Raw genomic sequence first — 21924 nt, 5'->3', positions numbered from 1 at the left:
AGAATCGGAGGATGTCCACACCCCCGGAGGCACGTCTGCTCGTCGTCGACGACGAGCCGAACATCCGCGAGCTGCTCGCCACGTCGCTGCGGTTCGCCGGCTTCGAGGTGTTCGCGGCCGCCGACGGAGGCTCCGCGCTGCGCCTCGCCCGCGAGGTGGAGCCCGACCTGGTGGTGCTCGACGTCATGCTCCCCGACATGGACGGGTTCACGGTCACCCGCCGCCTGCGGGAGAAGGGCCAGCACGTCCCCGTCCTGTTCCTCACCGCCCGCGACGACACGGCCGACAAGGTCCAGGGCCTGACGGTGGGCGGCGACGACTACGTCACCAAGCCGTTCAGCCTGGAGGAGGTCGTCGCCCGGATCCGCGCGGTCCTGCGGCGCACCCGGCCGGGTCTCGACGACGACGGCAGCGTGCTGCGGTACGCGGACCTCGAGCTCGACGAGGACTCCCACGAGGTGGTCCGCGCCGGCCATCCCGTCGACCTGTCCCCCACCGAGTTCAAGCTGCTGCGCTACCTCATGCTCAACCCCGGCCGCGTGCTGTCGAAGTCGCAGATCCTCGACCACGTCTGGCAGTACGACTGGGGCGGCGACGCCAACATCGTCGAGTCCTACATCTCCTACCTGCGCCGCAAGATCGACCAGATCGACGGTGCGGACGGCACCCGGCTGCCCCCGCTCATCCACACCAAGCGCGGCGTGGGCTACCTGCTGCGCGAGTCGACGTGAGCACGGACACGACAACCACCGACCCTGCGCCCGCGTCGGCGTCCGCCGAGGCCACACCCGGTCCGCGGCCGCTGGCCACGCTCCGGGACCGCTGGGCGGGCGTCCCGCTGGTCACCCGCCTCGTCGGCATCGTCACGGTCCTGCTCGCGTTCGGGCTGGTGCTCGCCGGGGCGACCAGCGCGGCGCTGCTCGAGGGCACGCTCGTGGGCCAGGTCGACAAGAAGCTGCAGACCGAGGGCACGCAGGTGGCCGAGCAGCGGCTCAGCCAGCTCGACCTCACCGGCAACCCGTTCTACACGCCCAGCGACTACTACCTGCGCTACGCGGTGGACAACGACGAGCTGCCGATCCTCTCGGAGACGACCCGCGACCAGTACGGCACGCCGAAGGTGCCGTCCCTGAGCATCGACCAGGCGACCGCCCGCCACGGCGACCCGTTCACCGTCCCCTCCACGCAGCCGGGCTCGCAGTGGCGCGTCGTCGCGTATAACTTCTCGATGCGCGACGGGAGCGTCGGCACCGCGGTCATCGCGCTCCCGCTCGGGGACATCCAGCGCACCGTGAAGCACATGACCCTCGTCCTGCTGCTCAGCGGCCTCGGGATCGTCCTGCTCGGTGCCGCGGCCGGCGCGTGGGCGGTCCGACGCTCGCTGAAGCCGCTGCGCGAGATCGAGACGACGGCCGCGGCGATCGCCGCCGGGGACCTGTCGCAGCGCGTCGCCCCGGGTCCCGAGCACACCGAGGTCGGACGGCTCAGCGCCGCACTGAACGGCATGCTCGCGCAGATCGAGCTGGCGTTCGGTGCTCAGAGCGCCTCCGAGGCCCGCATGCGCCGGTTCGTCGCCGACGCCTCCCACGAGCTCCGCACCCCCCTGGCCACCATCCGCGGCTACGGCGAGCTGTACCGGATGGGCGCCCTGACCACGACCGACCAGGTGGACGACACCCTGCGCCGCATCGAGCAGTCGGCGATCCGGATGGGTGCGCTCGTCGAGGACCTGCTCGCGCTCGCGCGCGTCGACGAGGGCCGCCCCATGCACACGGGACCCGTGGACCTCACCGTGCTCGCCGCCGACGCGGTCAGCGACCTGCACGCCCTCGACCCGTCCCGGCCCACCCGGCTGGTCCCGCTGGTCGACGGCGCCGCGGGTGCGCCCTGCATCGTGGACGGCGAGGAGTCGCGGCTACGGCAGGTGCTGGCCAACCTCGTCGGCAACGCGGTCCAGCACACCCCGCCCGGCACCCCCGTCGAGATCGCCGTCGGGACCCTACCGACCGGCGAGGGCGCGTTCGAGGTGCGCGACCACGGCCCGGGCATCGACCCGGAGCACGCCGCCCGGGTGTTCGAGCGGTTCTACCGGGTGGACGCAAGCCGAGGGCGCGACTCCGGTGGCGCGGGCCTCGGCATGGCCATCGTCGCCGCGATCGTCGACGCGCACGGCGGGTCGGTGCACCTGGAGCAGACACCCGGAGGGGGGACGACGGTCCGTGTCACGCTGCCGGCCCCGACCCCCGAGTCACAGCCCTGAGGGCTACCATGGCGGGTTCCTACCGTCGGATGAAGGCTGATTCATGGGCGTCCATGACGCACCGCAGTGGTTGTTGTCCGCGTTCGTACGCAGCGCCGTCGGCGCCGGCGCCACCGCCTCGACCGAGCAGATCCGCGACGCCGGCCAGGCGCTGGTGGACCGATGGGGCTCGCCCGGACGGTCGTTCCACAACCTGAAGCACCTGGTCGACGTGCTGAGCCGGGTCGACGAGCTGGTCGAGGAGACCCACCAGCCCGACGTCGTGCGACTGGCGGCCTGGTACCACGGCGCCATCTTCGACGCCGCCGACCGCAAGGCCTACGCCAACCGCGGCGGCGAGGACGAGATCGCCAGCGCGCGGCTCGCCTTCGACGAGCTGATCGCCCTCGGCGTGCCGGAGCCGCGCGCCCAGCGCGTGCACGACCTGGTCGTCGCCCTGGTCCGGCACGCCCCCAACCCGTCGGACTTCGACTGCGCGGTGCTCTGCGACGCGGACCTCGCGATGCTCGCCACCGAGCCGCAGAAGTACAAGGCCTACGTCCACGACATCCGCACCGAGTACGCGCACCTGCCGGTCGAGGACTACCTGCGCGCCCGCGTCCGGATCCTGCACAAGCTCCTGGCCCGCCCGTCCCTGTTCGTCAGCCCGCTCGGGGCCGCCTGGGAGGAGCCGGCACGGCAGAACCTGTCCGGCGAGCTGCAGCGGCTGGAGAAGGAGCTCCGCGCGATCGACGCGGAGGCTGCGTCCGCCGCCGCGGAGGCCGCGGCCGCGAGCACTGCCGCCTCGGACAGTGCCTCGAGCGCGTCCTCGAACGCTTCCGCGACCGCCGAGCGCGGCACCGAGGACTCGAACGCGGCTCGCTCCTGACCGTGCCGCGTGGCGGGCGCCGCGAGTGCGTCCTCGCACGTCACCGCGAACACCGAGGACTCGAGCGCGGCGCGCTCCTGACCGCCGCCTGATCGTGCTGCGCCCCGGGGTGCTGCGCGACGTCGTCGAGCGCCTCGCCGGGCGGGCCGCGTAGTACGCTGTGGGAGCGCTCTCGCGTGCCTCCGTTCTGCTGGTCCTTGGTCGGGCTGCGAATGTGTGTGACTGGGAGCTGGTCGGTCCCGGACCGGGGTGCAGCGGCACCCCGGCCGGGGACGGACCGCGGGCGCCCGTCGAGCCGCCCACAGCCCGCCGCTGCGCGCCCTCTCCCCCGGCTTGCGCTCTCCCGGCCCACCCGGCCCCCCTCCCTCCTAGCGTCCTCGACCAGGAGCCGGGACCACCCGGCGTGGACGACGGAGGTCGCATGAGCAGGTACGAGGTCGACAGCGCACAGGTCGCGACGGCGGCGGCGAGCGTCCAGGCGCGTGCGGGCGCGATCCGCAGCGAGGTCGCCGCGATGCACCGCCAGCTCGCTGACCTGCAGGGCTCGTGGCGGGGCGCCGCAGCGACCGCGTTCTCCGGCGTGCTGGCCGACTGGTCGGCCACGGAGGCACGGCTCGACGCGTCGCTGGAGCAGATCGTGGCCGCGATGCAGTCGGCGGCGCGCACCTACGCGGAGGCCGAGTCGCAGGCGTCCCGGCTGTTCAGCGTGTGAGGACCGCCCTCCCGTGCCTACGCTCGGGCCGTGACGGTGCTGGTGGACCCCCCGATGTGGCCGAACCACGGCATGCTCTGGGGCCATCTGGTCAGCGACTCGTCGTTGGAGGAGCTGCACGCCTTCGCGGCCCGGGCGGGGATCCCGCCGCGAGGGTTCGACCTCGACCACTACGACGTGCCGGACCAGCGGATCGAGGAGCTGGTGGCGCTCGGCGCCGAGCTGGTGAGCGCCAAGGAGCTGATCCGGCGGCTGCGGGCATCGGGGCTGCGGGTGCCCGCCCGGGACCGCGGTCGGCACCGGTAGGCCGCGGGCGGAGCTCCTCAGAGTCCCTGCCGCAGGGCCTCCACCCAGCCACCGGTCGCCGTGATGTCGGCCCCGGCGGTGCCCGCCTCGGCGGTGCAGCCGAAGCCGACCACCCAGGACCCGTCCTCGAGCTCGACCTGGCCCAGCATCATCGGCGAGGGCAGCCCGGCGAGCATGCTGCCGAGCGCGCCCGCCGAGAGTCGCCACACCTCTCCCGCGATCGGTGCACCCGCGCCGGGTCCCACGCGCAGCAGGCCGGGCTTGCGGGGCTGGGTGTCGAGGGCGACCAGGCGGTAGGCGTCCGAGGTCCGGACCGGCCGGCCGAACCGGGCGCCGAGCTCCTCCAGCTCACGGTTCAGGGGCTGGCCGCGCAGGTGGGCGCCGACGACGAGGACGTCGACGCCGGCCTCGACCAGCGGGGCGCTCTCGACTCCCAGCATCCGCGCCGCGAGGTCCACGGCCAGCTGGTCGTCGAACGCGCGCGACACCAGCGTGACCCCGAACGGTCCCCCGTCCGCGGTGCCGGCGGGGATCGCGACGGCGGCCATGTCGAGGAGGTTGACGAAGTTCGTGTAGGTGCCGAGCCGGCGGTTGATGGCCATCGGGTCCGCCTGCACCGCCGCGATGGTCGGGTGCTCGGTGGTCGTCGGCAGCAGGAGCAGGTCGCAGCCGTCCAGCACCGCGTCGGCCTCCACCTTGGCGACCGCCAGCCGGGCCCGGTCGCGGACGTACGCGTGGGCGGGGGTGTCGCGGCCGGCCAGGATGATCGAGCGCACCGTCGGGTCGGCGTCGGGTGCGTCGGCGAGGAACGCGCCCACCGCCTCGTACCGCTCGGCCACGATCGCGCCGTCGTAGAGCAGCCGGGCGGCGGACAGCATGCCGGAGATGTCCACGCGCCTGACCTGCGCACCGACGGCCCGGACGGCGACCACCGCGGCGTCGAACGCTGCTCGCCAGCCGGGCGAGAGCGATGCGAGGTCCTCGTCGCGCGGCACGGCGACCACCGGCACCGAACGCAGTCCCAGCCGCACGCCCGCCGGCCAGGGGCGACGCACGGGATCCAGCGGGTCGGCACCGGTCATCGTGCGGGTGGCCAGCACGCCGAGCTCCAGGTCGCGGGTGAACGTGGTGACCACGTCGTAGTTCCGGCAGGCCGGCACCACCCCTGTCGTCGGCACGAGACCGAGGGTCGTCTTGATGCCGACCAGGCCCCCGAAGGCCGCCGGCACGCGGCCGGACCCGGCGGTGTCGGTACCGATCCCGATGTCGGCGATGCCGAGCGCGACCGCGACGGCCGACCCGGAGCTGGACCCCCCGGAGACGCGCTCGGGCAGGGTCGCGTGCCGGACCGCGCCGTAGGGGCTGCGGACTCCGACCAGCCCGGTGGCGAACTGGTCGAGGTTGGTCTTTCCGAGCACGACGGCACCCGCGTCGACCAGGGCCTGGATCGCGGGCGCGGTGACGGTCGCGGGCCCCGGCCTGCCTGCGGGCTCCGTGGCGTAGGACGGGCACGCGGCCGTCGTCGGGACCCCCGCGACGTCGATGTTGTCCTTGACCGCCACCGTGCGCCCTGCGAGCGGGAGCACGGCACCGGCTGCGCGGCGGGCATCGATCTCCCGGGCGGCGTCGAGCGCCACGGCTTCCGGGAGGAGAGTGATCCAGACCTCCGGCCGGTCGACCTCGGCGATCCGGGCGTAGGCGGCGCGGACGCGTGCCTCGGCCACCCCGACAGCTGTCGACACCCGCATCTCGCTCGCCACGCCGTCCATCGTCGTCCCCGTCACGCACCCACCGCCAAGATCGCGAGCGGCGCGCCGGGGCCGACGTGCTGACCCGGCTGGACGAGCACCTTGAGGACCGTGCCGTCCGACGGGGCGACCACGCCGAGCTCGAGCTTCATGGCCTCGAGCGCGACGATCAGGTCGCCCTCCTTGACCTGCTCACCGGCCTGGGCCTCGATCCGCCAGACGCTGCCGACCATCGGCGCCTCGACCAGCACGCACCCGTCGAGCAGCTCGATCTCGCCCGGTCCCGCGGCGACGTCACCGGCGTGCGCAGGCTCCCCGTCGTCGGTGGAGTCGAGCTCGCCCGCGAGCGCCCAGGCGGCGCGCTCGTCGGCGAAGGCGGCTGCCTGGCGGGCCTGGAACTCGGCGATGTCGTCGGCGTGCTCCGCCAGGAGCTCCAGGTGCTCGCGGTAGGAGAACGTGCCGTGCTCGACCTCGACGTCCAGGCGCCCGGCGGCGAACGCGTCACGCTGGGCCAGCAGCTCGTCGGCCGCGACCGGGTGCCAGACGACCCGGTCGAAGAACCGGAGCAACCAGGGCTTGCCGGGTTCGAAGACCCCGCGCTGCCGGTGCCCGGACCAGATGGGCACGGTCCGGCCGACCAGCTGGTAGCCGCCGGGCGAGTCCATGCCGTAGACGCACAGGTACTGGCCGCCGAGGCCGACGGTGTCCGCGGCGGTCCAGGTGCGCGCCGGGTTGTACTTGGTGGTCATCAGGCGGTGCCGCGGGTCCAGCGGGACGGCCAGCGGGGCGCCGAGGTAGACGTCCCCGAGGCCGAGCACCAGGTACTCGGCGGCCATCATCGTGGCGAACACGTCGTCGGTGGAGGGCAGGCCGTTGACCCGGCGGACGAACTCGATGTTCGACGGCAGCCACGGTGCCTCCGGGCGGACTCCGGCCTGGTAGCGGGCGACCGCCTCGGCGATCACCGGGTCGTCGAACGACAGCGGCAGGTGGATGCGGCGGCTCGGCACGACGAGGTCCTCCGTGGCGGGCAGCGACGCCTCGAGCCCGACCAGGACGTCGACGAGCGCGTGCACCGAGATCACCGACGGGTCGACGTGCACGTGCAGGCTGCGGACTCCGGGGGTGATGTCGATGACGCCCGGGGTGCCCGACAGAGCCTCGCCCAGGGCGTGCACGCGCATCCGCAGACCGAGGTCGAGCACCATCGGGCCGTACTCGACGAGCACGTTGTCGTCGCCACCGCGCAGGTAGACCACGTCGGGCGTGCCCGGGACCCGGGCGAGGACGCCGTCGTCGCCGTCGGGACCCGTGAGCACGTCAGGCCCGAGGTGCGCGGACGCGCGGAGGGCGTCGTCGGTGCGCAGGGCGTCCGCGGTCGCGTCGGGAACGGGCACCAGCCGGACGGTGTCGCCGGGCCGGATCTGGCCCATCTTCCAGCGGTGCCCGACCACCACGGTCAGCGGGCAGGCGAACCCGCCGAGGCTGGGGCCGTCGGGGCCGAGCAGGATCGGGGTGTCGCCGGAGACGTTCAGGGCGCCCACCGAGTACGGGTTGTCGTGCAGGTTCGACGGGTGCAGGCCCGCCTCGCCGCCGTCGGGTCGCGCCCACTGCGGCTTCGGGCCGGTCAGCCGGATGCCCGTGCGGTTGGCGTGCGTCTGCACCTGCCACGTGGAGGCGTAGAACATCTCCATGTCCGCGGGCGTGAAGTACGCCGGCGCCGGCTGCGGTCCCTCCTGGACCGCCACCTCCCACTCGTGCACCAGCTGCGGCCGGACGTCCTCCGGCACGACCACCGGATCGGGTCCGTCGGGGACGCCCGGCACGAGCGTGTCGCCGACGACGAGCGCCCGGCCGGTGTACCCGCCGAAGCCGCCCATGGAGAAGGTCGACGCCGAGCCGAGGTAGAGCGGCACGTCCAGCCCACCACGCAGCAGGACGTAGGTGCGCAGGCCCGCATCGAACGGAGCCCCGACGTCGAGCACGGCGCCGGCGGGGACGGTCACGGGCTCCCACTGCGGCACCGCGAGGCCGTCGACCGTCACGGGCGCCGGCGCGCCGGTCACGCAGACGACGGTCTCGTGGCTGAACCGCAGGCGCGGGCCGGTCAGCGTGCACTCCAGCCCGGGCGCACCCTCGGGGTTGCCCAGCGCGCGGTTGCCCAGCCGGAACGAGAGGTCGTCCATGGGCCCCGAGGGCGAGATGCCGACGTCCCAGAACCCGAGCCTGCCCGGCCAGTCCTGCACGGTCGTCATCACGCCCGGCCGGACGACGTCGATGTACGGCTCGTCGTCGGTGACGCCCGCGAGCGTGCCCGTGGTGTGCTCCGCGGCCAGCACGTCGGGCTGCCGGACCGCCTCGCGCAGGAGAGGAAGGTTCGTCTGCACCCCGGTGAACCGGGTGGCCGCGAGCGCGCGGGCCGACGCCGCGAACGCAGCCGGACGGTCCGCCGCGTGCACGATCACCTTGGCCAGCATCGGGTCGTAGTGGCTGGTGACCTGCTGCCCGGTCTCGGCCCACGCGTCGACGCGCACCCCGGGGTCGTCGGGGTAGATCACCTCCGTGAGCAGACCGGCGCTCGGCTGGTAGTCCTTGCGCGGGTCCTCCGCGTAGACCCGGACCTCGACGGCGTGGCCCTGGATCGCCGGGCCGTCGTCCGGGACCTCGTCCAGGAACGAGACGTCGCCCTGGGCCAGCTGCAGCATCCAGGCCACCAGGTCGACGCGCGTCACGGCCTCGGTCACCGGGTGCTCGACCTGCAGACGCGTGTTGACCTCGAGGAACGACGCCTCGCCGCGGTCCACGTCGTACACGTACTCGACCGTCCCCGCCGACCGGTACGCCACGGACGCCGTCAGCGCGCGGGCCGACTCGTGCAGCATCGACCGGACGTCGTCGGGAAGGGCCGGCGCCGGTGCCTCCTCGACCACCTTCTGGTTGCGCCGCTGCAGCGAGCAGTCGCGGTCGCCCAGGCTGACCACGCGGCCCAGCCCGTCGCCGAACACCTGCACCTCCAGGTGCCGCGCGCGGGACACGAACCGCTCGAGGAACACCCCGGCGCTGCCGAAGCTCGCCGCCGCCAGGCGCTGCACGCGGTCGAACGCGGCCACCAGCTGGTCGGCGTCGGCACAGGCCTGCATGCCGATCCCCCCGCCACCGCCCACGGCCTTGACCATGACGGGATAGCCGACGACGGACGCGGCCGTGAGCGCCTCCTCGACCGACCCCAGCAGCCCGCTGCCCGCGACCAGTGGAACGCCCGCCGCGGCCGCCGCCTCGCGCGCCCGGTGCTTGTCGCCGAACACCGACAGCTGCGCGGGCGTCGGCCCGACGAACGCGAGCCCCGCTGCCTCGACCTCCCGCGCGAACTGCGCGTTCTCGGACAGGAACCCGTACCCGGGGTGGATCGCACCGGCGCCGCTCTCGGCCGCCGCGTGCAGCACGAGCTCAGGCCGCAAGTAGCTCTCGCCGGCCGCCGCGGGGCCCAGACGCACCGCGACGTCCGCCAGCCGCACGTGCGGGGCAGCCGCGTCGGCGTCCGAGTAGACCGCGACCGTCTTGAGCCCGAGCTCGCGCGCACTGCGCAGGATGCGGACGGCGATCTCGCCGCGGTTGGCCACGAGCAGGGTGTCGAACACGGCGTCCCCCGGGAGCGGTCGGGCCGGGCCCACGGAGGCGTCCGGCGCAGGGTGTATACACCCCGGTATCCGGCACGCTACGGAGACCGTGTTTCCCGGCCCACGCCCCCGCGTAAACGGTGCGTTACACCTGCTCCCGAGCGTGGCGCGGTGGCAGCCACCCCTGCAGCGTCCGCACGTTCGAGCGCCGGGACGACCGATCGTGCGGACCCAACAGCTGGTCGACGCAGTGTCCGCACCGTCGAGCGCCGGGACGGCCGAACCTGCGGACGTCGCGGCGGGCGGGGGGCAGCGGGCCGTCAGCCTGCGAGAGCCATCCGAGTCATCGACTGGGTCGCACGCTGCATGACGACCTCGAGCGACTCCCCCACGTGCTTGTGCAGGGCGGTCAGTGCCGCGGGCAGCTCGCGGGCGAGGACGAGGGTCATGATCTCGAGGTGCTCGTCGATGGTCGCGGTGATGCGGTCGGGCTCCACGAAGTCGTGCATGCGCACCGCACGGATCTTCTGGTTCACGGTGACCAGGGCACCGGTGAGCTGGGTGTTCCCCGACGACCGGGAGAGCACCTGGTGGAACCCCTCGTCGAAGAGCACGAAGCTGGCGTCCGGCTCGGGCGGGGCGTCGCGCAGCTCCGCCCACTTGTCGCGCTCGGCGCGGAGCAGCTCCTCGTCGTGCCGGACCTGCGGGTTCTCGATGGCCCGGGCGATCCCGCGCAGCTCGAGGGTGATCCGCAGTTCGTACAGGTTGCGCAGGTCCTCCAGGCTGGGCACGACGACGGCGTACCCGAAGTCGGTGCGCTCCACGAGACCGTCGGAGAGCAGTCGCGACAGCGCCTCGCGCACCGGGGTGCGCGAGACCTCGAACTGCTTGCCGAGCTTGGGCTCCGTCAGCCGCTCCCGCGGCGAGACCCGTCCGTTGAGGATCTCGTCGCGCAGCTGCTGGTAGACCACGTCCCGCAAGGAGCGGGGATCCTCCGTGCTCATGGTCACGAAGCGTAGACCTCGAACGGGACCGCACCGACGCTCACAGGGCCATCGCCGCCCGCACGTCGGCCTCCTGGTCGGCCCCGCCCGCACCCGAGCGTGTCACCCGGCCCGACTCCAGCACGTAGTACTGACCGGCAGCCGCCAGGGCGAACCCGACGTGCTGCTCGACCAGCAGCACGGACAGCCCGCCGGTCCGCGTGAGGGTGCCGATGGCGTCCTCGATCTCCTGGACGACGGACGGCTGGATGCCCTCGGTCGGCTCGTCGAGGATCAGGACGCGCGGACCCGTGAGCAGCGCGCGAGCGATGGCGAGCTGCTGGCGCTGGCCGCCGGAGAGGAGGCCGGCCCGCCGCCCGAGCAGGTCGCGCAGCGCCGGGAACAGGTCGAGCGCGTCGTCCATGCGGGCCGACGCCGCCGGACCGGCGCCGTCGGCGACGAGCTGGAGGTTCTCGCGTGCGGTGAGCTGCCCGAACGACTGCTGGCCCTGCGGCACGTACGCGAGCCCGCGGCGGACGCGCTGGTGCGGCCGCAGCCTCGACACGTCCTCGCCGAACAGCGTCACCCGGCCGCTCCGTACCGGCAGCAGCCCGACGGCCGCCCGCAGCAGTGTCGTCTTGCCGGCGCCGTTGTGGCCCATGATCGCGGTCACCCCGCCGTCGGCCACGGTGACGTCGACCCCGTGCACCACGGACGTGCGCCCGTACCCGACGTGCACCCCGGTGAGCTCAAGCATCAGCGACCCCCGTCCCACGGACCCCGGCGCCGCGGCCCAGGTACACCTCGACGACCCTCGGGTCCGCCTGCACCTGCGCCACCGTCCCCTCGCTGAGCACCGACCCCTGGTGGAGCACGGTCACCGACGACGCGAAGCTGCGCAGGAACTCCATGTCGTGCTCGACGACGACCACCGTGCGCTGCGCCCCGATCCGCTGGAGCAGCAGCCCGGTCTCCTCGCGCTCGGCCTGGCTCATGCCCGCCACGGGCTCGTCGAGCAGCAGCAGACGGGCGTCCTGCACCAGGAGCATCCCTATCTCCAGCCACTGCTTCTGCCCGTGCGCGAGCACCCCCGCGGGCTGGTCGCGCTGGTGCGTCAGCCCCACCGTCTCGAGCGCCGCCTCGACGGCCTCGGGGATCCCGGTCCGTCGCCGCAGCATGACCCGAGCCTTCCGCGACGACCCCGCCGCGATGTCGAGGTTCTGCAGCACGGTGAGCTCGTCGAACACGCTGGCCGTCTGGAACGTCCGGCCCACCCCGGCGCGCGCGACCTGGTGCGACGGCTTGCCGACGAGCTCCACTCCCCCGAACCGGATGGACCCGGTCGCCGGCGCCAGCCCCGTGATGGCGTCGACGATCGTGGTCTTGCCGGCCCCGTTCGGGCCGATGAGGAACCGCAGGTCCCCCTGCGTCACGGTGAGGTCGACGCCCGCCACGGCGACGAACCCGTCGAACACCACGCGCAGGTCGCGGATCTCGAGGTAGTCGTGCCGGAACCGGGACTCGTCGGCGGCGATCACCTGCTCGAGCGCGTCGGGGTCCAGCGACCCTGTCTCGTCGGTCATGTGGGTGTCCCGGCGGTCTCGAGGGTGGCGGGTGCAGGGTCGGGAACGGGTTCCGGCGGCTTCGCCCGGCGGCGGAACAGGCGACCGACCGTCGCGAGCCCGTTGGGCAGGAACGCGACGACGAGGATGAACAGCGCGCCCTGGAAGTAGATCCAGAACGACGGGAAGGACTCGGACAACGAGGTCTCCGCCCACGAGACGCCGATCGCGCCGAGCACCGGACCGAGCAGGGTGGCGCGCCCGCCGATCGCGACCCCGACCAGGAACCCGATCGAGGGCACGACGCCGACGTCGGCCGGCGAGATGATCCCGACGATCGGGGTGAACAGCGCCCCGCCGATCGCGGCGAAGCAGGCGGCGATCGCGTAGGCGACCACCTTGACCAGGGCGGGGTCGTAGCCGAGGAACCGGACGCGGTTCTCCTGGTCGCGCACCGCCACGAGCAGCTCGCCGTAGCGGGAGTTCATGACCAGCCGCACGATCGCGACCATGGCCAGCAGGACGCCCGCGGCGATGAAGTAGAGCATCCGCTTGTTCACGGGGTCGGCGAGCGTGAACCCGAAGAACGACTGGAACCCGTTGAGCCCGTTGGTTCCGCCGGTGACCTTCTGCTGGCCGACCAGCAGGATGGCGAACGCGGCCGCGAGAGCCTGCGACAGGATCGCGAAGTAGGCGCCCCGGACCCGCCGCTTGAACACCGCGAGGCCGAGCAGGGTGGCCACGAGGGCGGGCAGGACCAGGATCGCGAGGATCGTGACGACCGGGTCCCGGAACGGCTCCCACCAGGCCGGCACCGTGCCGTCGCCGTAGAGGAGCATGAAGTCGGGGACCCCGCCCGGGCCGGCGTCGGACAGCTTGAGGTGCATGGCCATGAGGTAGCCACCGAGGCCGAAGAACACGCCCTGCCCGAGCACCAGCATCCCGCCGCGCCCCCAGGCCAGCCCGATGCCGACCGCGACCATGGCGAGGCAGCAGAACTTGGCCAGCAGGTTGAGGCGGAAGTCGGAGAGCAGCGCCGGGGCGACGCCGAAGAGCACCACCGCGGCGAGGACGAGGCCGCCCCAGACCCGGACGCGGGGGCTCATGCGAGGCTCCGCGTCCGCACCGAGACGAGCCCCTGCGGCCTGACCTGCAAGAACGCGACGATCACGACGAACAGCAGCACCTTGGCCAGGCTCGCGGTCGTCGAGTACTCGAAGCCCGCCGAGAGCAGTCCGAGCCCGAACGCCGCGATCACCGCGCCCTTGAGCTGGCCGATGCCGCCGACCACCACCACGAGGAAGGCGTCGACGATGTAGTTGGTGCCCACGGTCGGACCGACCGACCCGAGCAGGGTGAGCGCGACGCCCGCGACGCCGGCCACGCCGGACCCGATGAAGAAGGTCAGCCGGTCGGTGGCCCGCGTCGAGATCCCCGACGTCTCGGCGAGGTCGCGGTTCTGCACGGTGGCCCGGATGCGCCGGCCGAGCGGGCTCAGCTTGAGCAGGAGCGCGAGGGCGACCACGCAGAGGATCGCGAGCGCCAGGATGAACAGTCGGGTCTTCGGGATCCCCACCCCGAGGATCGGGACGGCCCCGGACAGCCAGGCCGGTGCGCGGACGTCGACGTTGGGGGCGCCGAAGACGTCCCGCGCGAGCTGCTGCAGGACGAGCGCCACACCGAACGTGACCAGGAGCGTGTCCAGCGGCCGCGTGTACATCCGCGAGATGAGCGTGATCTCCAGGATCAGCCCGAGCAGGCCGCCGACGAGGAACCCGATCACCAGCGAGACCAGCAGGGACACCCCCGCGTCGGCGATCACCTTCTGCACGACGAACGCCGTGTACGCGCCGGCCATCATGAACTCGCCGTGCGCCATGTTGATGACGCCCATCTGACCGAACGTCAGCGCCAGGCCGAGCGCCGCGAGCAGCAGCACCGACCCCAGGCTGAGGCCCGCGAAGAGCTGTGAGACGAGGGCATCCATCCGGACCCGCCTTCCTGTCCGTGCGAGGGGGCGGTGGCCCGGCGTCACAGAGGAGCCGCCGGGCCACCGCGTCAGGGGTGGGTCAGGACAGGCCCTCGGCCCAGTCGTAGCCCTCGAGGAACGGGTCCGGCTCGATGGGGCCGTCCGACGACCACTCGGTGTAGATGAGCCCGTCGGGGCCGATCTTGCCGATGAGCGCGGTCTTGGCGATGTGGTGGTTGTCGCCGTTCACGGTCACTGTGCCCTCGGGGGCGTCGAACGTCACGCCGCCGGCCGCCTCCTGGATGTCCGCGACGTCGAACGACTCGGCCTTCTCGACCATGCCCTTCCACAGGTAGAGCGACGTGTACGCGGCCTCCATCGGGTCGGACGTCACGCGCTCGTCGCCGAACTTGGCCTTGAACGCCTCGACGAACGTCGCGTTCTCCGGGCTGTCGACCGTCTGGTAGTAGTTCCACGCGGTGAGCTGGCCGACGATGTTGTCGATGCCGATGCCCCCGACCTCCTCCTCGGCGATGGACACCGAGACGACGGGAAGCGTGTCGGCGGCCAGGCCGACGTTCTTGTACTCCTTGAAGAACGCGACGTTGGAGTCACCGTTCAGCGTGTTGAACACTGCGTCCGCGCCGGAGCCCTTGAGCTTGTTCACGATCGTCGCGAAGTCGGTGTGCCCGAGCGGGGCGTACTCCTCGCCGACGATCTCGACGTCGTTGGCGCCGGCCCACGCGATGATCTCCTTGTTGGCCGTGCGTGGGAACACGTAGTCGGAGCCGACCAGGAAGATCTTCGACTTGCCCTGCTCCTTGAGGTAGTCCATCCCGGGTAGGATCTGCTGGTTGGTCGTCGCGCCCGTGTAGAAGATGTTGGGCGACGCCTCCAGGCCCTCGTACTGGACGGGGTAGAACAGCAGCGAGTCCTTGGCCTCGAAGACGGGGAGCATGGCCTTGCGCGACGAGGACGTCCAGCCGCCGAACACCGCGGCGACGCAGTCGGACGAGATGAGCTTCTCGGCCTTCTCCGCGAAGACGGTCGGCTCCGAGGCCCCGTCCTCCGCGACGATCTCGAGCTGCTTGCCCAGGACCCCGCCGTCGGCGTTGATCTCCTCGGCGGCCAGGTCGAGGGAGTCGCGGACGGTCTGCTCGGAGATCGCCATGGTGCCGGACAGCGAGTTGAGGAAGCCGATCTTGACGGTGTCGCCGGACGTGTCGACGCACGAGGACGAGGACGCCGAGCCGTCCGCCCCGGGGTCGTCGGAGGTGCGGGCGCCACAGCCGGCGACGCCGAGGGCGACGGCCAGGGCGGCCGCCGGGAGGGCGAGTGCGCGCGTGCGAGATCTGGTCAACGGAGGGGCCTTTCGCTGGGGAAGAGCTCACGGGCAGATCCGGACTCGGGCTGGGGCAGTGCGTGACACCGCGCTGTGTCCCGTGCTGTATACATCCCTGTGCCCATGGGTGACGAACCTAGGGACGGGGTGTTTCGGGCAGCGACGAGCCCCCGTAAACGGTCTGTTTCGGACCGGTCCCGGTTCAGTCACGAGCCGGCGATACGCTCGATAGATGCCGCACCTGCGCCCGCTGGACCAGTCGTCGAAGCTCAAGAACGTGCTCTACGAGATCCGGGGGTCGGCCCTGGACGAGGTCGTCCGGCTCGAGGCCGAGGGCCACACGATCCTGCGGCTCAACACCGGCAACCCGGCCGCGTTCGGGTTCGAGGCGCCGCACCAGATCGTCCGCGACGTGATCGCCGCCATCCCCCACGCGCACGGGTACACCGACTCGCGCGGCATCCTCAGTGCCCGCCGCGCGGTGGTCACCCGGTACGAGACCGAGCCCGGCTTCCCCGAGATCGACGTCGACGACGTCTACCTGGGCAACGGCGTGTCCGAGCTCATCACGATGGTCATGCAGGCCCTGCTCGACGAGGGCGACGAGGTGCTCATCCCCTCCCCCGACTACCCCCTGTGGACCGCGATGACCTCGCTGTCCGACGGCGTGCCCGTGCACTACCGCTGCGACGAGTCCGCCGGCTGGGAGCCCGACCTGGAGCACCTGCGCTCCCTGGTCACCCCGCGGACCAAGGCGATCGTCGTCATCAACCCGAACAACCCGACCGGCGCGGTCTACTCGCGCACCGTGCTGGAGGGCATCGCGGCGATCGCCCGGGAGCACAGCCTCCTGCTGCTCGCCGACGAGATCTACGACCGCATCCTCTTCGACGGCGCGCAGCACATCCCGATGGCGACGGTCGCCCCGGACCTGCTCTGCCTGACGTTCAACGGCCTGTCCAAGACGTACCGCGTGGCCGGGTACCGGTCCGGCTGGCTGGTCGTCACCGGCCCACGCGAGCACGCCACCGGGTTCCTCGAGGGCATCACCCTGCTCGCGTCCACCCGCCTGTGCCCGAACGTCCCCGCCCAGCACGCGGTCCAGGCCGCCCTCGGCGGGATCCAGAGCATCGACGCCCTCATCGCGCCCGGAGGCCGGCTGCACGAGCAGCGCGACGTGGCGTACCGCGGGCTGACCTCGATCCCCGGCGTCGACTGCGTCCGCCCCGACGGCGCCCTCTACCTGTTCCCGCGCCTGGACCCGGACGTCCACGAGATCCGCGACGACGCCCGCCTGGTCTACGACCTGCTGGTGAGCGAGCACATCCTGCTGGTCCAGGGCACCGGCTTCAACTGGCCCACCCCGGACCACCTGCGCATCGTCACGCTCCCGGAGGCCCGGGTCCTGGCGGAGGCGATCGAGCGGATGGGCAACTTCCTCTCCAGCTACCGCCAGTAGCTCCGCCAGCGCCACCGCACCGGCGCAACCCACGCCGCCGGCGCGAGATCGTGGGTCCGGTGCGAGATCGAGGGTGCGAACCGTCGACGTCGTGCCAATCCCACGATCTCGCGCATCCGGACCCGCACCCTCAGGTGGGGCGGGCTGGGCAGGGGTGGCGTGGTGGGGCGGGACGCACTGAGGGCCGGTCACCCGCGGGTGACCGGCCCTCAGGCCGTACTAGGTGGTACTCAGCGCATCAGCTGCGGATCAGAACCCGCCGCCGAAGTCCTCGCCGCCACCGCCGGCCGGCGCGTTGTTGCGCTCCGGCTTGTCGGCCACGACGGCCTCGGTGGTGAGGAACAGCGCGGCGATGGACGCCGCGTTCTGCAGCGCGGAGCGCGTGACCTTCACCGGGTCGTTGACGCCCGCGGCGAGCAGGTCCTCGTACGTGTTGGTCGCGGCGTTGAGGCCGTGACCCACGGGGAGGTTGCGCACCTTCTCGACGACGACGCCACCCTCGAGACCGGCGTTGATCGCGATCTGCTTGAGGGGAGCCTCGATCGCGAGCTTCACGATCGCGGCACCGGTCGCCTCGTCGCCCTCGAGCTTGAGGCCCTCGAACGCGGTCTTGCCGGCCTGGATGAGCGCCACGCCACCACCGGCGACGATGCCCTCCTCGACGGCCGCCTTGGCGTTGCGCACGGCGTCCTCGATGCGGTGCTTGCGCTCCTTGAGCTCGACCTCGGTGGCCGCGCCCGCCTTGATGACGGCGACGCCACCGGCGAGCTTGGCGAGGCGCTCCTGCAGCTTCTCGCGGTCGTAGTCCGAGTCGGAGTTCTCGATCTCGGCACGGATCTGCGAGACGCGGCCCTGGATCTGGGCGGCGTCGCCGGAGCCCTCGACGATGGTGGTCTCGTCCTTGGTGACGACGATCTTGCGCGCCGTGCCGAGGACCTCGAGGCCCACCGTGTCGAGCTTGAGACCGACGGTCTCGGAGACGACCTGGCCACCGGTGAGGATGGCCATGTCCTGCAGCATCGCCTTGCGGCGGTCGCCGAAGCCGGGAGCCTTGACGGCGACCGACTTGAACAGGCCGCGGATCTTGTTGACGACGAGCGTGGCCAGGGCCTCGCCCTCGACGTCCTCGGCGACGATGAACAGCGGCTTGCCGGCCTGGATGACCTTCTCCAGCAGCGGCAGCAGGTCCTTGACGTTCGAGATCTTCGACTCGACGAGCAGCACGTAGGCGTCCTCGAGGACGGCCTCCTGGCGCTCCGGGTCGGTCACGAAGTACGCCGACAGGAAGCCCTTGTCGAAGCGCATGCCCTCGGTGAGCTCGAGCTCGAGGCCCAGCGCGCTGGACTCCTCGACGGTGATGACGCCTTCCTTGCCGACCTTGTCGAGCGCCTCGGCGATCAGGTCGCCGATCGCCTGGTCGCCGGCGGAGATCGCGGCCGTGGCGGCGATCTGCTCCTTGGTCTCGACCTCCTTGGCCTGCGCGAGCAGGGCGGCCGTGACGGCCTCGACGGCCTTCTCGATGCCCTTCTTCAGCGCGATCGGGTTGGCGCCGGCCGCGACGTTGCGCAGGCCCTCGCGCACGAGCGCCTGGGCGAGCACGGTGGCGGTGGTGGTGCCGTCGCCCGCGACGTCGTCCGTCTTCTTGGCGACCTCCTTGACGAGCTCCGCACCGATCTTCTCGAAGGGGTCCTCGAGGTCGATCTCCTTGGCGATGGAGACGCCGTCGTTGGTGATCGTGGGGGCGCCCCACTTCTTGTCCAGGACGACGTTGCGGCCCTTCGGGCCGAGGGTGACCTTGACGGTGTCGGCGAGGATGTTGAGTCCCCGCTCGATGCCGCGGCGGGCCTCCTCGTTGAAGGCAATGATCTTGGCCATGGGGCTGTGATCCTTCACTGGGTTCGGGTCGGCCGAGGGTGCCCGCGACGGACGGGCACGTCACCCGCGGTCTTGTCCCGCGTGCGACGGCCCTCACCGGACGGCCGTGGTGATTCTGTCACTCTCCACCGGAGAGTGCTAAGTCCAATGGTTAGCACTCGACCCCCGAGAGTGCAAGCAGCGTTCACTGAGAGCGGCACCTCAGGAACCGCGTCAGGGCTATCGTGCGCGTGTGCAGGATCACGACGAGGACGTCGACACCGGCGGTCGGCGTACCGCGGGCGAGATCGTCGCGCCCGCGCACACGTCGCACCGCGGCCGGCACACGGACCGGTCTCGCCGCACGGGCGGCATCCTCGCGACGGCTCTCGTCGTCGCGGCCACCACCACGTTCGTCGCCACGGCGCCCGCCGGGGCGCGGGCGGTCGAGACCCCGGCTCCACCAGCCGCCGCGCCCGCCGCGGAGTACGCGTCGATCCCRCTGTACCACGAGGGCCTGACCACTCTCGCGGGCGATCTCCGGGTGCCCCTGGCGGTCGGCACCGATGCGACGTTCCTGGCCGGCACCCACGTCGTCGACCCCGCCGCGTCGACCCTCGCGCGCGTGGTCACCGGGGAGGCCCCGGCCGGGCACGGCGCCACCATCCGCGCGGCCGTCTCGGTCGCCGGCCGGCAGCGCGCCTGGCTCGCGTCCGGCACCGTCCCCGGTGTCGGGGGACCGTACGAGGACATGGCCCGCGCGGCACTGCTGGACCTGCACGCGCTCATGCTCCCGGACGGCGCCGCCGTCGCGGCCTGGTCGGAGAAGTGGCGCTACGTGTGGCCGCGCGACGCCTCGTTCGTCGCCGTGGCGCTGGCCCGGACCGGCCACGTGGACGACGCCCTCGAGATCCTCTGCTTCCTCGACCGGGTGCAGTCGCAGGACGGCTCCTTCCAGGCGCGGTACCTGCCCGACGGCTCGGGGCCGCCCGACGACCGCGGCGTGCAGACCGACGGCACCGGGTGGGCGCTGTGGGCCGCCGGCCTGGTCCTCGCGGAGATCACCGACCCCGCCGACCGCGCCGCTGCTGCCGAGGAGCTCCGCCCGATGCTCGTGCGCTCCACCCGGCACGCGATCGAGCTCGTCGGCGGCGACGGCCTTCCGCCCGCGTCACCGGACTACTGGGAGGTGCCCGAGGACGCGCTCACGCTCGGCACGGTCGCGCCGCTGGTCGCGGGACTGCAGCAGGCGTCGACGGTCCTCCCGCTGACGGACGACGACGCGCTGGCCCGGTCCGCGCTCGACGCCGCGATCCGCTCCAAGGTGGCAGTGATCCGCGCGTTCGGTCCGACCGGGTTCGCGCGGTACGCGGACGGCGAGCACGCGGACGCCGCGAGCGCCTTCCTGCTGCCACCGTTCCTCACCACCGCGGTTCCGGGTGCCGACGAGGCGTGGCGGGCGTCGGCCGTGGCGATGGTCCGCCCCGCGAACGGCTTGGCGCCTGGCGCCGGGTGGCGCGACGACGGCGTCTCCTGGACGCCGCAGACGTCGCTCTACGCGTGGGTGGCCGCGGAGAGCGGTGACGCCGACCTGGCCGACGGCTGGCTCACGTTCCTGGACACCCATCGCACGCCCTCGGGCTCGCTGCCCGAGAAGGTGCTGGCCGACGGCTCCCCCGCGGCGGTCGCACCCCTGGGCTGGAGCGCGGCCTGCGTGCTGCTGGCGCTCGACGCCCTCGAGGGGTGACACGCCGACGGGCCGCCCGCCGGTGAGGCGCGCGGCCCGTCCACGTCGGGGTCAGAGGCCGCGGACCTGCTCGGCCTGCGGCCCCTTGGTGCCCTGCCCGACCTCGAACTCGACGTCCTGGCCCTCCTCGAGGGACCGGTAGCCGTCCGACTGGATCGCGCTGAAATGCACGAAGAGGTCCTGGCCTCCCCCTGTCGGGGTGATGAAGCCGTACCCCTTCTCCGCGTTGAACCACTTCACGATGCCCTGGGCCATGCCGTACTCCTCGTAGCTCCTCGACGCCTCGAGCCGGGCGCTCCGCCGGCGCCCGGTGCGCGTGAGCCTAGTGGCCGCGCTCCCGCGCCGACCAGGGTCGTCTCGGGGTCCGTGCGAGCGGCCGGATCAGGCGTCCGGGTCGGTGACGAGGACGACGGAGATGCCGGTCCCGGCGTCCGCCGCGGAGAGCACGGGGGCGCCCAGGCCGAGCGTGTCGGCGACGAGCTGCGCGGTCGCCACCTGGTCCTCGGTGGCGTAGTACACGACCGAGTCGTCGGTCGTCGCCTCCGTGTTGCCGGTGGTGACGGCCGTGAACCCGGCGGTCGTGAGCTTCTCGGCCTGCGCCGCAGCGAGGCCGCCGATGCTGGCGGCGTTGAGCACCACGATCGGCGTGTCCATCACGGGGGTCGGCGCGGCAGGCTCCTCCACCGGCTGGGTCTCCGTGTCCGTGGGCGTCTCGCCCTCGGTCGCGGTGTCGGAGGGCGTCGTCTCCTCCGCCTCCGGGGACGTCGAGGTGCCCGGGAGGGACGGGAGGTTGCCGTCGCGCGCCATGAAGTTCACCACGGCGAAGGCGAGCACCGGCGTGAGGACCAGGACGACCAGGAACGGCCACCACCTGCTCCACGCCGAGCGGGGGGCGCGATGCACGCCTCGGGGGACGTCAGGGTTCGACGGGACGTCGAACTCGTCCTCGGGATAGGAGTACTCCGCCTTGCTCACGGCGGACAGGCTAACGGCTCAGGCCATGGGGACGGGTCCACCTGGGGCAGGACGTGGGCCGTGTCACGTGCAGGGACGCGGACGCCGGCACGCAAAGACGGGTGGATCAGGCGTCGCCGAGGCGGCGAGCGGTGCGTGCCCGCTGGCGCGAGGACCGCATGCGGCGCAGGCGCTTGATGAGCATCGGGTCGTGCGCGAGGGCCGCCGGGTCGTCGATCAGGGCGTTGAGCACCTGGTAGTACCGCGTGGCCGACATGTCGAAGAGCTCGCGGATGGCCGACTCCTTGGCGCCCGCGTACTTCCACCACTGCCGCTCGAACGCGAGGACCTGCTCGTCGCGCTCGGAGAGCTCCGCCGGACGGGGATCGTGGACACTGCTGGGTGCCGGGATGTGACCGACGGCGATCGTCGCGGCGTCCATGCGTCCTCCTGTGCTCTCGCGGGGCTCGGTCCGCACCCGGGGGTGCTGACCGACAGCCGTCATCGTACGACCGTAATGACACACGTGTCATTCCCGTCGGC

At 72.5% G+C, this 21924-nt stretch carries 19 protein-coding genes; 7 read left to right on the top strand and 12 right to left on the bottom strand.

The genetic code is table 11. The features are described 5' to 3' along the window. Nucleotides 1–11 precede the first annotated feature (11 nt). The 5 genes from AC1DXT_RS03745 to AC1DXT_RS03725 all read left to right on the top strand — a co-directional run bounded on the left by AC1DXT_RS03745 (nucleotide 12) and on the right by AC1DXT_RS03725 (nucleotide 4146). The gene (locus tag AC1DXT_RS03745) at nucleotides 12–731 is read left to right on the top strand and encodes a response regulator transcription factor (RefSeq protein WP_477060013.1); all 720 of its coding nucleotides are present in this window, start codon (nucleotides 12–14) and stop codon (nucleotides 729–731) included. Next, nucleotides 728–2260, top strand: a complete 1533-nt coding sequence (locus AC1DXT_RS03740; RefSeq protein WP_477060012.1) for a sensor histidine kinase — start codon at nucleotides 728–730, stop codon at nucleotides 2258–2260. Before AC1DXT_RS03745 ends, AC1DXT_RS03740 begins: the two co-directional genes overlap by 4 nt. Nucleotides 2261–2303: 43 nt before the next feature. After that, nucleotides 2304–3128, top strand: coding sequence for an HD domain-containing protein (locus AC1DXT_RS03735; protein WP_477060011.1), 825 nt, complete (start codon nucleotides 2304–2306; stop codon nucleotides 3126–3128). A gap of 421 nt (nucleotides 3129–3549) precedes the next feature. After that, a complete protein-coding gene (locus AC1DXT_RS03730) occupies nucleotides 3550–3840 on the top strand; it encodes a WXG100 family type VII secretion target (RefSeq protein ID WP_477060010.1) in 291 nt (96 codons plus the stop codon). Nucleotides 3841–3870: 30 nt separating this feature from the next. Further along, nucleotides 3871–4146 carry a DUF4031 domain-containing protein gene (locus AC1DXT_RS03725; RefSeq protein ID WP_477060009.1) on the top strand — a complete coding sequence of 92 codons (276 nt, stop codon included), beginning with the start codon at nucleotides 3871–3873 and terminating at the stop codon, nucleotides 4144–4146. A gap of 17 nt (nucleotides 4147–4163) precedes the next feature. Here AC1DXT_RS03725 and atzF read toward each other — a convergent pair whose 3' ends face one another. From atzF to urtA, 8 genes are all read right to left on the bottom strand, one after another. Continuing rightward, nucleotides 4164–5930 carry an allophanate hydrolase gene (atzF, locus tag AC1DXT_RS03720; protein ID WP_477060008.1) on the bottom strand — a complete coding sequence of 589 codons (1767 nt, stop codon included), beginning with the start codon at nucleotides 5928–5930 and terminating at the stop codon, nucleotides 4164–4166. Beyond that, nucleotides 5927–9532: an urea carboxylase gene (gene uca / locus AC1DXT_RS03715; protein WP_477060007.1), complete on the bottom strand. Its 3606-nt coding sequence runs from the start codon at nucleotides 9530–9532 to the stop codon at nucleotides 5927–5929. Before uca ends, atzF begins: the two co-directional genes overlap by 4 nt. A gap of 299 nt (nucleotides 9533–9831) precedes the next feature. After that, nucleotides 9832–10515, bottom strand: coding sequence for a GntR family transcriptional regulator (locus AC1DXT_RS03710; protein ID WP_477060006.1), 684 nt, complete (start codon nucleotides 10513–10515; stop codon nucleotides 9832–9834). Nucleotides 10516–10555: 40 nt separating this feature from the next. Next, nucleotides 10556–11251 carry an urea ABC transporter ATP-binding subunit UrtE gene (urtE, locus tag AC1DXT_RS03705; protein WP_477060005.1) on the bottom strand — a complete coding sequence of 232 codons (696 nt, stop codon included), beginning with the start codon at nucleotides 11249–11251 and terminating at the stop codon, nucleotides 10556–10558. Next, the gene (gene urtD, locus AC1DXT_RS03700; protein ID WP_477060004.1) at nucleotides 11244–12077 is read right to left on the bottom strand and encodes an urea ABC transporter ATP-binding protein UrtD; all 834 of its coding nucleotides are present in this window, start codon (nucleotides 12075–12077) and stop codon (nucleotides 11244–11246) included. The genes urtE and urtD overlap by 8 nt, the downstream gene beginning before the upstream one ends. Further along, nucleotides 12074–13162, bottom strand: coding sequence for an urea ABC transporter permease subunit UrtC (urtC, locus tag AC1DXT_RS03695; protein WP_477060003.1), 1089 nt, complete (start codon nucleotides 13160–13162; stop codon nucleotides 12074–12076). The genes urtD and urtC overlap by 4 nt, the downstream gene beginning before the upstream one ends. Then, nucleotides 13159–14043 (bottom strand): urea ABC transporter permease subunit UrtB, encoded by an 885-nt coding sequence (gene urtB / locus AC1DXT_RS03690; protein ID WP_477060002.1) that lies wholly within the window; start codon nucleotides 14041–14043, stop codon nucleotides 13159–13161. The genes urtC and urtB overlap by 4 nt, the downstream gene beginning before the upstream one ends. Nucleotides 14044–14125: 82 nt before the next feature. Then, entirely contained in the window at nucleotides 14126–15385 is a 1260-nt protein-coding gene (gene urtA / locus AC1DXT_RS03685; RefSeq protein ID WP_477060001.1) for an urea ABC transporter substrate-binding protein, read from the bottom strand. 214 nt (nucleotides 15386–15599) lie between these two features. On the opposite strand from urtA, the gene AC1DXT_RS03680 reads away from it, so the two are divergent. After that, nucleotides 15600–16826, top strand: a complete 1227-nt coding sequence (locus tag AC1DXT_RS03680) for a pyridoxal phosphate-dependent aminotransferase (RefSeq protein ID WP_477060000.1) — start codon at nucleotides 15600–15602, stop codon at nucleotides 16824–16826. 249 nt (nucleotides 16827–17075) lie between these two features. Here AC1DXT_RS03680 and groL read toward each other — a convergent pair whose 3' ends face one another. Further along, nucleotides 17076–18701 carry a chaperonin GroEL gene (groL, locus tag AC1DXT_RS03675; protein WP_477059999.1) on the bottom strand — a complete coding sequence of 542 codons (1626 nt, stop codon included), beginning with the start codon at nucleotides 18699–18701 and terminating at the stop codon, nucleotides 17076–17078. A 232-nt stretch (nucleotides 18702–18933) separates the two neighbouring features. Between groL and AC1DXT_RS03670 the strand changes: the two genes are divergently transcribed. Next, complete coding sequence (locus tag AC1DXT_RS03670) at nucleotides 18934–20427, top strand: glycoside hydrolase family 15 protein (protein WP_477059998.1); 1494 nt, start codon at nucleotides 18934–18936, stop codon at nucleotides 20425–20427. Nucleotides 20428–20478: 51 nt separating this feature from the next. Here AC1DXT_RS03670 and AC1DXT_RS03665 read toward each other — a convergent pair whose 3' ends face one another. The 3 genes from AC1DXT_RS03665 to AC1DXT_RS03655 form a co-directional block, all read right to left on the bottom strand. Further along, nucleotides 20479–20682 (bottom strand): cold-shock protein, encoded by a 204-nt coding sequence (locus AC1DXT_RS03665; RefSeq protein ID WP_056085684.1) that lies wholly within the window; start codon nucleotides 20680–20682, stop codon nucleotides 20479–20481. Between the two features lie 126 nt (nucleotides 20683–20808). Continuing rightward, a complete protein-coding gene (locus AC1DXT_RS03660) occupies nucleotides 20809–21402 on the bottom strand; it encodes a LytR C-terminal domain-containing protein (protein WP_477059997.1) in 594 nt (197 codons plus the stop codon). Nucleotides 21403–21508: 106 nt separating this feature from the next. Continuing rightward, on the bottom strand, nucleotides 21509–21823 hold the full coding sequence (locus tag AC1DXT_RS03655; protein ID WP_477060808.1) for a DUF3263 domain-containing protein: 315 nt from the start codon (nucleotides 21821–21823) through the stop codon (nucleotides 21509–21511). Nucleotides 21824–21924 lie beyond the last annotated feature (101 nt).

This window comes from Cellulomonas sp. P1_G12_2 (assembly GCF_056405535.1).
Note: the sequence above shows the minus strand (reverse complement) of the source record. Positions and strands in the feature narration are given on the sequence as shown.